Below are 14,021 nucleotides of genomic sequence, written 5' to 3'. Positions count from 1 at the left end.
TAGTCGCTGGGCGCCATCCCCCGCACCGCGCGGAAGGCACGGTAGACCGCGAACCTGCTCCGCCCCGCCGCCGACGCCAGCTCCTCGGCGTCCACGTCCTCGGCGAAGCGCGCACGCAGCACGCCCTCCGCCCGCGCCGCCACGCGTGCCGCGTCGGGGTCCGACACCCGCGCCACCACCGGCGGACCGACCGCTCCGCCGCGCACCATCGCCATCACCGCGCCGCGCAGGGCCTCGTCCACGGCCAACCGCGAACGCCCCCGCCACAGTGCCGTGTGCAGTCCCCGCAGCGCCCCGGCCAACCGCGGGTCGCCCACCACCGGATCGGCGAACAGCGGCAGCCCCGCGCTCCCCTCGGCGGCGTCGGCGAGCACCTCCCGCACCAGCTCCGGCCCGATGTGCACGATCCGGTACGTGAACCCCGGTTCGCTCCCCGCGTGCCCGTCATGCGGGTCGTCCGGGTTGAACGCCAGCACCATCCCGGACACGCTCGCGTGCGCGCCGCCCCGGCAGTTGAACGCCTGTACCCCCGACTCCGTCACCCCGAACGAGTACGCGTCGTGGCTGTGGCGGTGGTAGGCGTGCCGCTCGAAGTGCGCGTGCATCGCCTCCAACGGCCGCTCGGGGGATCTCCAGTACCGGGCCCAGTCTCCTGTCACCCCACCATTGTCGACCAGGCGCCGCGCACGGCGGAAGGCGCCGCGCACCAGCGTTCAAGACCGCGCCCGCACCGCTCCGCCACTCTCGGGGTATGCCTTCGAACACCAAGATCGCCGTGGCCGTGCGCGAGGACCTGGCCGTGTGGCAGAAGCTCAACGTCACCGCGTTCCTCAGCAGCGGCATCGCGCACGAGCGCCCCGAGACCATGGGCAAGCCCTACGAGGACGCGTCGGCCAACACCTACCTGCCGATGTTCGGCGAGCCCGTCATGGTCTACGCCGCCGACGCGCGCACCCTGGCCCGCACACTGAACCGCGCCCGCTCCCGGGAGCTGGCGACGGCGCTCTACACCGAGCAGCTGTTCGCCACCGACAACGACGACGACAACCGCGCCGCCGTGCTCGCCGTGGCCGCCGACGACCTGGACCTGGTGGGGGTGGCCGTCCACGGGCCCCGGGCGGACGTCGACAAGGTGGTCCGGGGACTGCGCCTGCACCCCTGACCGGGGCCGGAAGAGGTGGTCGGAACCCGCGGGGGAGGAGACGGGAGGCCTCCGCGGACCACGCGGACCCGTCGGCGCCCCGCGGGCGCCTCCGGACCCGCCCGGGGCAGCCGTCCTCCCCGGTACGGTGACCGGAAAGGCCACCGGCCCGCTCCCGTTCGCCGCGGTCCCGTACTCATGGAGGGGGCGGAGCGCCGAGGCGCGCCAGAGGTACGGGACCAGCGCGGGTCAGGGCCCGCGCGTCGCACCAGAAACGCTTCCGGTCAACCCGGTGGCAGCCCGGGCCGGTCTCACGTCGACTCGGACTCGGCCGCGGCCAGGGCCGCGCCGACGATCCCGGCCGTGTTGAGCAGCGACGCGGGCACGATGGGCGTGCGGATGTCCACGAGCGGCAGGTACTTGTGCGCCTTGCGGCTCACCCCGCCGCCGACCACGATCAGGTCCGGCCACAGCAGGTCCTCCACGACCCGGTAGTAGCGGTGCAGCCGCTCGGTCGCCCACTCGCGGTAGGACAGATCCTCCCGCTCCTTGGCCCCCGAGGAGGCCCGCGTCTCGGCGTCGTGTCCGTCGATCTCCAGGTGCCCGAACTCGGTGTTGGGCACCAGGCGGCCGTCCACCACCAGGGCGGTGCCGATCCCCGTGCCCAGGGTGGTCATCAGCACCACCCCCGACACCCCCTTGGCCGCGCCGTAGCGGGTCTCCGCGACGGCCGCGGCGTCGGCGTCGTTGAGGACGCGGACCGGTCGGCCGGTGGCCTCGGCGAACAGCGACCGCGCGTCGGTGCCGATCCAGCTCTTGTCCAGGTTGGCCGCGGTGCGCACCACGCCCGCCTGCACCACGCCGGGGAAGGTGACGCCCAGGGGCATCCCCGCGGCCTCCGGGAAGTTCTCGGCGATCTCGTGCACGATCTCGGCCACCGCCGAGGGGGCGGAGCGGTCGGGGGTGAGGACCTTCATCCGCTCCCTGATGAACTCGCCGGTGGTCAGGTCGACCGGCGCTCCCTTGATCCCGCTGCCGCCGATGTCGATTCCCAGCCCCGTGGTCAGCTGTGACATGGGTCGTCGTCTCCCGTGGTCCTCGTGTGGTGGTTGGGCGTCGTCCCGGCCCCGCAGGCTGATACTGCCCTGGGAGCGGGAAGTTCGCACGTGCCGCGCTCGCCGTCGCCGGTGCCCGGCCGCTCCGCACCCGTTCGCCGCGGTACCGGGGGGCCGATAGCCTGGGCGACCGCCCTGCCAACCAATAGCGACGTGGGAAGACGAGAGCGACGTTGACCGGTATCCATGGCCGCCGCGGCCCCTTCACCGACGGCGACACCGTGCAGTTGACCGACCCCAAGGGTCGCATGCACACGATCACACTGCGAGAGGGCGGCGCCTTCCACTCCCACAAGGGCAAGGTCGAGCACGACGACCTCATCGGACAGCCCGAAGGCAGCGTGGTCCGCTCCAACACCGGCACGGCCTACGTGGCGCTGCGCCCCCTGCTGATCGACTACACCCTGTCGATGAAGCGCGGTGCCACCATCGTCTATCCCAAGGACGCCGCCCAGGTGCTGGTGGAGGCCGACATCTTCCCCGGTGCGCGGGTGGTGGAGGCCGGTGCGGGTTCGGGTGCCATGTCCAACTGGCTGCTGCGCGCGGTCGGGGAGCAGGGCATGGTGCACTCCTACGAGCGCCGCGCCGACTTCGCCGAGATCGCCCGGAAGAACGTGGAGAGGTTCCACGGCGGTCCGCACCCGGCCTGGAGGCTCACCGTCGGCGATCTGGTGGAGGAGCTGGACGAGACCGACGTCGACCGTGTCTTCCTGGACATGCTCGCCCCCTGGGAGTGCCTGGACGCGGTCGCCGGGGCCCTCATCCCCGGCGGCCTGGTGTGCTGCTACGTCGCCACCACCACCCAGTTGTCCCGTGTGGTGGAGGGGCTGCGCGAGGACCCCCGTTTCTACGAGCCGCGCTCGTGGGAGACCATGCTGCGCACCTGGCACGTGGAGGGTCTGGCGGTGCGGCCGGACCACCGCATGATCGGGCACACCGGTTTCCTGGTGGTCGCGCGCCGCCTGGCCGACGGCGCCGAGGCCCCCGAGCGGCGCCGCCGTCCGGCCAAGGGCGCCTACGGCAAGGACTTCGCGGCCTCGCGCGAGCAGGAGGCGCGTGCGAGGACGGGACGGGCCCCGGAGGGGACCCCGGCCGAGGACGCCGGGGCGCTGGCCACCGACGCGGCGGCTCCCGAGGCGCCCAGGAACGGGGAGGGCGACACTCCCGGGAGCGACGCCGACGAATAGCACACCCAGCGAGTGATCGGAGCCCGCCCGCGCAGGCCGTCCGCCGTGGTCCGCCCTCACGGTGCGTTTCGGCGCGGTCCCTTCCGGGACCGGCCCGGGCGGGCTTCGGCGTGTCCGGACAAGCCCGTTGACGTGCTGGGAAAGGATCGCCGACGGGGGAATCCCTTGCCCGCTGTCGGACCCGGAGGTTACTTTCTCATTACGTCGAGTCATGCGGTAGCACTCTGACCTGTGACGACGCAAGACCCGGGAATGAGGCCTACGACACTCGCCGGCCTTGGGAGGTTAGGAACGGGGCGAGGGTAGGTAGGCTCCGATGTAGTTCCTCATAGGGAGGTGGCGGACGTGGCTGAGCGCGACGATGAGCGTCAGAGCGACCGGGACCGTGAAGTCGAAGAACTCACGGCCCAGGTCTCCTACATGGAAAAGGAACTCAGCGTGGTTCGGCGTAAACTCGCTGACTCGCCCCGGCATGTACGCCTGCTGGAGGAACGGCTGAGGGAGGCGCAGGCCAACCTGGCCGCCACCACCGGCCGCAACGAGCAACTCGACGCCACTTTGAAGAGGGCGCGCGAGGAGATCGTGGCGCTCAAGGAGGAGGTCGACCGACTGGCCCAGCCGCCCTCCGGGTTCGGCGTCTACCTGGGGTCACGCGAGGACGATACCGTCGAGATCTTCACCAACGGCCGCAAGATGCGGGTCAACGCCAGTCCATCGATCGATCTGGACGACCTGCGGCCCGGCCAGGAGGTCATGCTCAACGAGGCCTTCAACGTCGTCGAGGTGGAGTCCTTCGAGACCGTCGGCGAGGTCGTCATGCTCAAGGAGATCCTTGAGGACGGCGAGCGGGCACTGGTGATCTCCCACCACGACGAGGAGCGGATCGTCCGCCTGGCCGACCCGCTGCGCGACGAGCCGATCCGCCCCGGCGACTCCCTGCTGCTGGAGTCGCGTTCGGGGTACGTCTACGAGCGCATCCCCAAGTCCGAGGTCGAGGAGCTCATCCTCGAAGAGGTCCCCGACATCGCCTACACCGACATCGGTGGCCTGTCCGGGCAGATCGAGATGATCCGCGACGCGGTCGAACTGCCCTACCTGTACAAGGAGCTGTTCTACGAGCACCAGCTGCGCCCGCCCAAGGGCGTGCTGCTCTACGGCCCTCCCGGGTGCGGTAAGACGCTCATCGCCAAGGCGGTCGCCAACTCGCTGGCCAAGCAGGTCGCCGAGCGCACCGGCCGTGACGTCGGCAAGAGCTTCTTCCTCAACATCAAGGGCCCGGAGCTGCTCAACAAGTACGTGGGTGAGACCGAGCGGCACATCCGCCTGGTCTTCCAGCGCGCACGGGAGAAGGCGTCCGAGGGCACCCCGGTCATCGTCTTCTTCGACGAGATGGACTCGATCTTCCGTACCCGCGGGTCGGGTGTGTCCTCCGACGTGGAGAACACGATCGTGCCCCAGCTCCTCAGCGAGATCGACGGTGTGGAGGGCCTGGAGAACGTCATCGTCATCGGTGCCTCCAACCGCGAGGACATGATCGACCCGGCGATCCTGCGGCCCGGCCGACTGGACGTCAAGATCAAGATCGAGCGGCCCGACGCCGAGGCGGCCCGCGACATCTTCGGCAAGTACATCACCCCGGACCTGCCGCTGCATGACGAGGACCTCGCCGAGCACGGCGGTTCGGCCAGGGCCACGGTGGACGCCATGATCCAGCGGGTCGTGGAGCGGATGTACACCGAGGGCGAGGAGAACCGCTTCCTGGAGGTCACCTACGCCAACGGTGACAAGGAGGTCCTGTACTTCAAGGACTTCAACTCCGGCGCGATGATCGAGAACATCGTCTCCCGGGCCAAGAAGATGGCCATCAAGGACTTCATCGACAACAAGTCCAAGGGCATCCGGGTCTCGCACCTGATGCAGGCGTGCGTGGACGAGTTCAGTGAGAACGAGGACCTGCCCAACACCACCAACCCCGACGACTGGGCGCGGATCTCCGGAAAGAAGGGCGAGCGCATCGTCTACATCCGGACCCTGGTGACGGGCAAGAAGGGCGCGGACTCCGGTCGGAGCATCGACACGGTGCCCAACACCGGCCAGTACCTGTAGAAACGCACTCCGAGAGCGCTCTGAGGGGGCCGACCGGACATCCGGTCGGCCCCCTTCCGCGCCGGTCGCGTTCCCGGTCCCCGTGACGGCGGATTCCCGAAGCTCGGACGAGCTGGGGAGGAGCCCCAACCGTCCTCTTGGTGTCACTGAAGGCAACCGACGAGGGTTGGTGCATGACTCCGAACAGACGAACGCGCGGCAGAAGCCCGCCGGAGAACGGCAGGCCCCACCCTGACGCGGCCCCAGACGTCCACCGGTCCGGGAGCAGCCACTCCTGAATCGCGGGTGAGCCGTGCTTCCCCGGCGCCGGCCCACCCTTCACCAGGTGCGCCAGGGCGTTCGTTCCAGGCGGGCAGGACCAACCGCACCCGGACGCCATCGTCCACGCAACGCAGAAGGACGTGGTCGCTCCCCTGGGTCTCGTCTGACCTGATCAGCGCCATCGCGTATGAGGGACACGACCTCGGCGCCGCCCCCGCGTGGGCGCCGTCGTGGACCCCACCCGGACGCGGTGACCTACCGGGCCGCGAGCGCGTCGGCTAGCTCCCCGAGCCGCAGCGAGTTCGCGCCCTTGACGAGCACCACGTCCCCCGCCCGGAAGTGGTACCGGCTCAGCCACTCCCCAGCAGCCGCCTTCGTCGGGACCACCTGCCCGTCGGGTCCGTACTCGGTGGCCAGCACGCGCGCGTCGCCCTCGCCCACCGCGACGAGCACGTCGACTCCGAGGGTCGCGGCGAGAGCTCCGACCTTGCGGTGCTCCTCCGCAGAGGTGTCACCGAGCTCGCGCATCTCTCCCAGCACCGCGATCGTGCGCCCCCCGTGCTCTCGCCCCAGCTGGGCCAGGGCGCGCAGTGCCGCGCTCGTGGAGTCGGTGTTGGCGTTGTAGGCGTCGTTGACCACCGTCACCCCGTCGGGGCGTTCGGTGACGCGCATCCGCCCCTCCGACAACGACTCCGCCGCGGTGAGCGCCTTACCGATCTGGGCCACGTCCATCCCCGTCGCCCCGGCCACCGCGGCGGCGGCGAGCGCGTTGGGCACCTGGTGCTCCCCGACCACCTGGAGGCGCACCGGAGCGTCCCCGGCCGGGGTGTGCAGAGTGAACGACGCCCTGCCCCGCCCGTCGAGGGTGACGTCGGTGGCGTACACGTCCGCGCTCTGGGACAGCCCGAAGGTGACCACCTGCGCCTTGGTGCGCGCGGACATCGCGGCCACGCGCGCGTCGTCGGCGTTGAGCACCGCCACCCCGCCCTCCGCTTCCGGGGGGAGCGCTTCGACCAGCTCGCCCTTGGCCTTCGCGGTCATCTCCGGGCCGCCGAACTCCCCGGCGTGCGCGGTGCCGACGTTGAGTACGGCCCCGATCCGGGGCGGGGTGATCTGGGTGAGGTGGGTGATGTGGCCCTGCCCGCGTGCGCCCATCTCCACCACCAGGTGGCGGGTGTCGGCGGTGGCTCCCAGGGCGGTGAGCGGGAGGCCGATCTCGTTGTTGAACGACCCGTGCGTGAACACGGTCGCCCCGGCGCGCTGGAGGACCTGGGCGATGAGGTCCTTGGTGGAGGTCTTTCCCGAGGAACCGGTGATCGCGACCACGTCCAGGTCCGCCAGCGCCTCGACGTGGGTTCGGGCCCAACCGCCCAGCGCGGCGAGCGGGTCGTCCACCACGATGGCGGGCACATCGAGTGGACGCGCGGCGAGCACCGCGACCGCCCCGGCCTTGACGGCGGACGGAGCGAAGTCATGTCCGTCCCGGCCCTCCTCTCCCCGGAGCGCGACGAACAGGTCTCCGGGGCTCACCTTGCGGGAGTCGAACGCGACCCCCGTCACCTGGGTCTGCGGGTCGGTGTTGGAGACCCGGCCGCCCGTGGCGGCGGCGATCTGGGCGAGGGACAAGGGCTGCATGACGGCCTCCGGTGTGCACTCGGGGTGAGGGTTCGACCGTACCGAGGAAGCCGGTCCGAGCGGGTGATTTCGGGGACGCCGCGTGACCCGGGCCCCGCGCCGGTGTTGGAGGTCGTCTTCCCTCGGCTGCGGCACGGTTTCGCGGCGCGGTTGGGCCGGGGTCGTGGGCGGCTCCCACCGACGAGGCGGACCGGGATCGCCTGTGCGCGTTCCTGGAGGCCGGCGTTCTGACCGGAGGCGGGAAGGGGGCGTTCAGGCGACCAGGGGGCGGTGGCCGGACTCCGGGGGCCTGCCGCCGTCTCACCGGGGACGCGCCCTGTGCCGCCCGGACCCCGGTGGTATCCCCGAATCGCGGGTGCGCCGTGCCTCTCCGTCGCCCCCGTCCCTCGCCCCTATGCTCGGGACATGGCGATTCAGCGGATGGACCACGTCGGCGTCGTCGTCGACGACCTCGAGGCCGCGGTGGCGTTCTTCGTCGAACTCGGCATGGAGCTGGAGGGAAGGACGCCGGTCGAGGGGCGTTGGGTGGACCGTGTCGTCGGGCTCGACGACGTCCGTGTCGACGTCGCGATGATGCGGACCCCGGACGGCCACGGCCGGATCGAGCTGACGAGGTTCCACACGCCGACGGTGATCAGCGCGGAGCCGGAGGACGCACCGGCGAACACGCTGGGCATACGCAGCATCATGTTCGCCGTCGAGGACATCGATGACGTTGTCGCGCGCCTGCGCGCCCACGGCGCCGAACTCGTCGGTGAGCTGGCGCGGTACGAGGACGTCTACCGTCTCTGCTACGTGCGCGGCCCCGGGGGCGCCATCGTCGCCCTGGCCGAGCAGATCAGCTGAGGGGAACCGGCGTCACACCTCCGGGCCCGACGGGCGCCCCCGCGAAGGAGGGCCGACCTCGGCAGGGTCGGCACGTCCGCGTCATCGAGGGCACCTCGTCCTCCGGCACCGAGCCGACGACCATCGCCGTCATGGTCAGGAGACCCGGTTCGGCGGTGGGCGGTGTCGTCCCGGTCCTCCCGGCCGGGTTCATGGCGCCTGCCTCCGTGATCGTCCGTGGTCCCGCCTCATGGCACGGTGCCTACCGAGAGAACCGACTTTGTTGCTCAGAGTGATAATCCAGGGTCCGTGTGTCCACCCTCTGTCCTCCTTCGGGGGGTCGGCGTGTTCTGCCGGCCGGACGACCTGGGACGGCCCCGCTCTCCGGGGCGGCCGGGGCGGTACGCGTCCCGCCCGCCGGTGTTCTCCAGGGTCTCCCACGGGCCCGTCGCGACCGCTGTGAACCCTGCGGGGAACGGCGCACCGCCACCGTGTGAAACGCCCGGGAACACGGCACTTGGGCCACAATTGGCGCGGAAGCGTTCAAGACCCGCCCACGGTGGATAACCTCTCACCATGAGTGTGCGGCGGATTATGGGTATCGAGACCGAGTACGGGATCTCCGTGCCAGGCAACCCCGGGGCCAACGCGATGGTCACCTCCACCCAGGTGGTCAACGCCTATCTGGCCGCCTCGGCGGCCCGGGCACGCCGTGCCCGCTGGGACTTCGAGGAGGAGAACCCGCTGCGCGACGCGCGCGGCTTCGATCTGGCGCGTGAGGTCGCGGACCCCACGCAGCTCACCGACGAGGATCTGGGGCTGGCCAACGTCATCCTCACCAACGGTGCCCGACTGTACGTGGACCACGCCCACCCCGAGTACTCGGCGCCGGAGGTCACCAACCCCATGGACGCGGTGCTGTGGGACAAGGCGGGTGAGCGGGTGATGGCCGACGCCGCNGGCGACCACCCCGGGGATCGAGCCGATCCAGCTGTACAAGAACAACACCGACAACAAGGGCGCCTCCTACGGCTGCCACGAGAACTACCTGATGAACCGGTCGACGCCTTTCGGCGACATCGTCCGGCACCTGATCCCGTTCTTCGTCTCCCGCCAGGTGGTGTGCGGAGCGGGCAAGGTCGGCATCGGCTCCGACGGGCAGGGCACCGGGTTCCAGATCTCCCAGCGCGCCGACTTCTTCGAGGTCGAGGTGGGGCTGGAGACGACTCTCAAGCGCCCCATCATCAACACGCGGGACGAGCCGCACGCCGACCCCGACCAGTACCGGCGGCTGCACGTCATCATCGGCGACGCCAACATGAGTGAGATCTCCACCTACCTGAAGCTGGGGACGACGGCACTGGTGCTGTCGATGATCGAGGACGGGTTCCTGAGCGTGGACCTGTCCCTGGAGACCCCGGTGGCCGACCTGCGGGAGATCTCGCACGATCCCGGCCTCACCCACCGGGTGCGGCTGCGGGACGGGCGGCGGATGACCGCGCTGGAGTTGCAGCGCGAGTACCTGGACCAGGCCCGCAAGTACGTGGAGGACCGCTTCGGTACCGACGTGGACCCCGACACCGCGGACGTCCTGGACCGCTGGGAGTCGGTGCTCAACCGGCTGGGGACCGATCCGATGGGCCTGGCCACCGAGCTGGACTGGGTGGCCAAGCTCAAGGTCCTGGAGGGATACCGCTCCCGGGACTCGCTGGAGTGGTCGCACCCGCGCCTGCAACTGGTGGACCTGCAGTACTCGGACGTGCGTGCGAACAAGGGGATCTACAACCGGCTGGCGGCGCGCGGGCGGATGCAGCGCCTGTTGGAGGAGGCGGACGTGGACCGTGCGGTCACCGAGCCGCCGGAGGACACTCGGGCCTACTTCCGGGGGCGCTGCCTGGCCAAGTACGCCGACGAGGTGGCCGCGGCCTCCTGGGACTCGGTGATCTTCGACCTGCCGGGCTACGACTCGCTCCAGCGGGTGCCCACCCTGGAGCCGCGCAGGGGGACCAGGGAACACGTGGGGGAGCTGCTGGACGCCTCCGAGACCGCGGCGGACCTGGTCGCGGTGCTCACCGGGGGCCGTTGACGGCCGGGTGCGGTGAGCCCCGGTCAGGCGTGCCAGGTGCCGTCGTGGCAGCGCATCGGCTCCAGGCTCAGCGCGGTCCACAGCTCCAGGCGGGTACGGGGATCGTCCAGCGTTCGGCCCGTGACCCGCTCGGCGGTGCGCAGCCGCGACCGCAGGGTGTTGCGGTGCACTCCCAGTTCCCGCGCGGTCGCCTCCACCTGGGCGCTGTTGTCCAGGTAGTGGCGCAGGGTGTGCCCCAGCTCCGTGCCGTTGCGCGCGTCGTGGTCGCGCAACCGCCCCAGCACCGCCTGGCCGAAGGCCCGTACCCCCTCGGCCGGGACCGAGGACCGCAGCAGCGCCCAGGCGTCGGTCTCGTCCACGTGCCGGTACCCCTCCGTGGCGGCCTGGCGCGCCCGTTCCACGGCCGAGGGCAGGTCGTCGGGCCCCCGGGCCCCGCAGGCGCCGGCGGCCCGAGGCCCCCCAGGCAGGTCGGACAGCACCGTGAACAGGCGCCTGCTCAGGCGCGCCCCGCCACCGCTGGTGGGCAGGACCGCCACCAGCACGTCCTCCAGGACACACAGTCCCGAGCGGCGGGCCGCCTCGGTGTCGCCGAGGACGTCGGTCAGCGCGTCCGCCGCCTCGTCCAGCAGCGGGGCGGGGGAGGCGCCCCGGAAACAGACCACCTCCCACGGGGGCGCGGGCAGGGCCAGCGGCGCCGGAGGTCGTCCCGTCACCGCGGCGAGCAGGACCGGAGCGCGCTCGCGGTACAGCGTCCGCCGGGCGTCACGCGAGTGCAGCAGGTCCACCGCCAGCAGTGACGCCGCGTGGTTGGCGAGCATCCGCACGTGCGGCGTCACCGTGAACGGGCAGCGCAGCGCCAGCCAACCGAGCGTCCGACCGGTCGGCCCCAGGGTCTGGAGCAGGATGGTCGCCTCCCCATCGGCCAGCAGCGTCATCCCGCGCGGCCGCCCCGCCAGGGCCGAGCGCACCAGCGCGTGCCAGGGCGGCTCGGTGTCGGGCACCGCCGCGCTCGTCATCCCGTTGCGGTCCAGCAGCAGTGACGCGCCGGAGGTCGCCGAGGACAGTTCGCCCATCACCCCGACCGGCCCCGAGCGCAGCGAGGCGCGTGCCATGGCGTCCTGCGCGGTGAGCACCCGGTGCTGGTCACGGGTCCGCTCGGCCGCGTGGTGGTCGGCCACCGTCTCCACCACCGCGACGAAGGGCGTCGCCCCCTCCACCTGGAGGATCGGCAGGCCCAGGGCGTCGCCCTCGTCCAGCACCTCGGGTGGAACCGCGCGCACCCACACGTCGACGGCGAAGGCCAGCCCCACGCAACCGGCCTCGTGCAGCCTGCGCACGTAGGCGCGGCGCTCCCGTTCGTCCGTGCCCAGTCCCAGACCGACGGTCAGCACCAGTTCCCCGCCGCGCAGCCACCGCACCGGGTCGGCCAGCTCGATCACGTGCGCCCAGCGGATCGTCCGGTCCAGCCCCGAGCGCCCCGCGACCACCCCCACCTCCAGGTTCGGGTCGTCCGTGATGTCGCGGACCGTGATCGACAACGCCTTCTCCCTCCGGTACGCCGGTTGTGCACTGTGCACATGTGTAACAGCTGGTGGGGTGCGGACCGTCCCAGCACGGACGTGGCCGCTGTGTCTACAGTCACAACAACATCCGAACCACCGGTTGTGGCCAGCGGCGCGGTCGAGCGCTCCGCGCACCGGCCGCACCGAACGCGCAACGGAGTACACATGTCACAACGGACTGCCCCCGCGTCCACGCACCCCGCGCGCGCGGCTCTGGCGGCCTTCGTCGGCACCACCATCGAGTGGTTCGACTTCTACGTCTACGCCACGGCCGCCAGCCTGGTGTTCGGCACCCTGTTCTTCCCGCCCGGCACCGATCCGGTGATCGGCCTGATGGCCTCCTTCGCCACCTTCTCGGTGGGCTTCTTCGCCCGGCCACTGGGCGGCCTGGTCTTCGGGCACTTCGGCGACCGCCTGGGCCGCAAGTCCGCGCTGGTCATCACCCTGCTGATGATGGGCGTGGCCACGTTCTCCGTCGGTCTGCTGCCCACCTACGAACAGGTCGGCTTCGTCGCGCCGCTGCTGCTGGTCCTGCTGCGCTTCGTCCAGGGCGTCGCCGTGGGCGGGGAGTGGGGCGGTGCCGTCCTGATGGCGGTCGAGCACGCCCCCGAGGAGCGCAAGACCTTCTACGGCTCCTTCGCCCAGCTCGGCAACCCCGCCGGCGCGCTCCTGGCCACGGGATCGTTCGGCATCATCGCCGCATGGGACGCGGACCTGCTCTACACCTGGGGTTGGCGTCTGCCCTTCCTCGCCTCGGTCCTGCTGGTCCTGGTGGGCCTGTTCATCCGGTTGAAGGTGGAGGAGTCCCCGGTCTTCGAGGCCATGCGCGAGGAGCAGGACGAGCCCGGGGAGATGCCGCTGCGCGAGGCCGTGCGCACCTCCTGGCGTCCGCTGCTGCTGGGCATCGGCGTCCTGCCGGTGGCCGTCGGCGGGTACTACGTCGTCACCACGTTCCTCCAGGGCTACGGCGTCACCGAGGTCGGCATCAGCGAACAGGTCATCCTCAACGGCCTGACCCTGGCCGCGTTCGTCGAGCTCGTCGCCACCCTGGGCGTGGCCTGGCTGGGCGACCGCTTCGGTACCACCCGCGTCGTCACCATCGGCCTGGTCGGCGTCATGGTGCTGGCGCTTCCCCAGTTCCTGGTCCTGGAGACCGGCAGCGCCGTCCTGGTCTTCCTGATGCTGTGCGTCATGCGCCTGGCCATGGCCGCGGTCTACGGACCCATCGCCCGTGTGCTCGCCCAGATGTACCCGCCGCGCGCCCGCTACACGAGTATCTCCATCGCCTACCAGGTCGCGGGGGCGCTCTTCGGCGGGCTGTCCCCGATCGTGTGCACCGCCCTGCTCGCGGCGACCGGCAGCATCCTGCCGGTGGTGGGCCTGCTCATGGCCATGTCCCTGGTGAGCATCGTCTGCCTGGCCAAGGCACCCCGCCACCGTGACGCCGACCTCGCCGCGGCCTGACCCGTCATGAGACCGACGCCGGGCCGATCGGCCCGGCACCCCGTTCACAGAGGAGGAACCGTACCCGTGTCCGGTCTGCTCATCCACAACGCCAACGTCCTGACCATGGACGACGCCAACCCCCGGGCCAGCGCCGTGGCCGTGCGCGAGGGCCGGGTCCGCCTGGCCGGAGGCACCGAGGCCGCACGCGCCGCCGCCGGCCCGGGCGCGGTCGAGGTGGACGCGGGCGGACGGACCGTCCTGCCGGGGTTCATCGACCCGCACAACCACCTGCTGTCCACCGCGGAGTCGCTGGCCGCGGTCGACGCCGGGTATCCCCGTGTGGGCAGCGCCGCCGACCTCGTCGCCGTCGTCGCCGCCGAGGCCGAGCGCACCCCGGCTGGTCAGTGGGTCCGCGCCTTCCACATGGACGACGCCAAGTTCCCGGGTGGGCGTCCCACCCGCCGTGACCTGGACGAGGCCACCAGCGAGCACCCGGTCATCGTCTACCACGTCTCCGGCCACCAGGCCCTGGTCAACTCCGCGGCCCTGGCCTGGAGCGGTATCGGGGAGGACGTCACCGACCCGTCGGGTGGTTCCTTCGTCCGCGACGAGGGCGGGCGCCTGACGGGCATGGTCCTGGACTCGGCCATGGAGATG

10 protein-coding genes and 1 pseudogene are annotated in these 14,021 nt (G+C 71.3%); 7 read left to right on the top strand and 4 right to left on the bottom strand.

The features are described 5' to 3' along the window. Positions 1 to 659: AraC family ligand binding domain-containing protein (locus D455_RS0105010; protein ID WP_040684466.1), on the bottom strand; the 659-nt coding region annotated here is incomplete at its 3' end. A 92-nt stretch (positions 660 to 751) separates the two neighbouring features. On the opposite strand from D455_RS0105010, the gene D455_RS0105005 reads away from it, so the two are divergent. Next, positions 752 to 1,162, top strand: a complete 411-nt coding sequence (locus D455_RS0105005) for a DUF2000 family protein (protein WP_017569670.1) — start codon at positions 752 to 754, stop codon at positions 1,160 to 1,162. Between the two features lie 290 nt (positions 1,163 to 1,452). Here the strand turns inward: D455_RS0105005 and ppgK are convergent, their stop codons facing one another. After that, positions 1,453 to 2,217: a polyphosphate--glucose phosphotransferase gene (ppgK, locus tag D455_RS0105000; protein WP_017569669.1), complete on the bottom strand. Its 765-nt coding sequence runs from the start codon at positions 2,215 to 2,217 to the stop codon at positions 1,453 to 1,455. Between the two features lie 212 nt (positions 2,218 to 2,429). On the opposite strand from ppgK, the gene D455_RS29250 reads away from it, so the two are divergent. Together D455_RS29250 and arc are read left to right on the top strand one after the other, a co-directional pair. After that, complete coding sequence (locus tag D455_RS29250) at positions 2,430 to 3,443, top strand: tRNA (adenine-N1)-methyltransferase (RefSeq protein ID WP_017569668.1); 1,014 nt, start codon at positions 2,430 to 2,432, stop codon at positions 3,441 to 3,443. A 336-nt stretch (positions 3,444 to 3,779) separates the two neighbouring features. Further along, positions 3,780 to 5,549: a proteasome ATPase gene (gene arc, locus D455_RS0104990; protein ID WP_017569667.1), complete on the top strand. Its 1,770-nt coding sequence runs from the start codon at positions 3,780 to 3,782 to the stop codon at positions 5,547 to 5,549. Between the two features lie 516 nt (positions 5,550 to 6,065). On the opposite strand, the gene D455_RS0104985 is transcribed toward arc, so the two are convergent. Continuing rightward, entirely contained in the window at positions 6,066 to 7,445 is a 1,380-nt protein-coding gene (locus D455_RS0104985; RefSeq protein ID WP_017569666.1) for a UDP-N-acetylmuramoyl-tripeptide--D-alanyl-D-alanine ligase, read from the bottom strand. A 420-nt stretch (positions 7,446 to 7,865) separates the two neighbouring features. Here D455_RS0104985 and D455_RS0104980 point away from each other — a divergent pair, with 420 nt between their 5' ends. Both D455_RS0104980 and dop read left to right on the top strand, forming a co-directional pair. Further along, on the top strand, positions 7,866 to 8,291 hold the full coding sequence (locus D455_RS0104980; protein WP_017569665.1) for a VOC family protein: 426 nt from the start codon (positions 7,866 to 7,868) through the stop codon (positions 8,289 to 8,291). Between the two features lie 555 nt (positions 8,292 to 8,846). Continuing rightward, positions 8,847 to 10,356 (top strand): annotated as a pseudogene (gene dop, locus D455_RS29245) (depupylase/deamidase Dop). A gap of 23 nt (positions 10,357 to 10,379) precedes the next feature. Here dop and D455_RS0104970 read toward each other — a convergent pair. Continuing rightward, positions 10,380 to 11,894 carry a PucR family transcriptional regulator gene (locus D455_RS0104970; protein WP_017569662.1) on the bottom strand — a complete coding sequence of 505 codons (1,515 nt, stop codon included), beginning with the start codon at positions 11,892 to 11,894 and terminating at the stop codon, positions 10,380 to 10,382. 189 nt (positions 11,895 to 12,083) lie between these two features. On the opposite strand from D455_RS0104970, the gene D455_RS0104965 reads away from it, so the two are divergent. Together D455_RS0104965 and D455_RS0104960 are read left to right on the top strand one after the other, a co-directional pair. Next, the gene (locus D455_RS0104965; RefSeq protein WP_017569661.1) at positions 12,084 to 13,382 is read left to right on the top strand and encodes an MFS transporter; all 1,299 of its coding nucleotides are present in this window, start codon (positions 12,084 to 12,086) and stop codon (positions 13,380 to 13,382) included. A 66-nt stretch (positions 13,383 to 13,448) separates the two neighbouring features. After that, positions 13,449 to 14,021 (top strand): amidohydrolase family protein (locus tag D455_RS0104960; RefSeq protein WP_017569660.1); only part of this gene is annotated, 573 nt, incomplete at its 3' end.

Origin of the sequence: Nocardiopsis halotolerans DSM 44410, assembly GCF_000341065.1 — a bacterium.
GTDB classification, from domain to species: domain Bacteria; phylum Actinomycetota; class Actinomycetes; order Streptosporangiales; family Streptosporangiaceae; genus Nocardiopsis; species Nocardiopsis halotolerans.
The sequence above is the reverse complement of the archived record's forward strand: the minus strand, read 5'-3'. Positions and strand labels throughout refer to the sequence as shown.

What these genes read in the sequence shown, in the direction of transcription:
- D455_RS0105005 (WP_017569670.1), top strand. Translation starts at nt 752, where the DNA reads ATGCCTTCGAACACCAAGATCGCCGTGGCCGTGCGCGAGGACCTGGCC.
- ppgK (WP_017569669.1), bottom strand. Translation starts at nt 2,217, where the DNA reads ATGTCACAGCTGACCACGGGGCTGGGAATCGACATCGGCGGCAGCGGG.
- D455_RS0104985 (WP_017569666.1), bottom strand. Translation starts at nt 7,445, where the DNA reads ATGCAGCCCTTGTCCCTCGCCCAGATCGCCGCCGCCACGGGCGGCCGG.
- D455_RS0104980 (WP_017569665.1), top strand. Translation starts at nt 7,866, where the DNA reads ATGGACCACGTCGGCGTCGTCGTCGACGACCTCGAGGCCGCGGTGGCG.
- D455_RS0104965 (WP_017569661.1), top strand. Translation starts at nt 12,084, where the DNA reads ATGTCACAACGGACTGCCCCCGCGTCCACGCACCCCGCGCGCGCGGCT.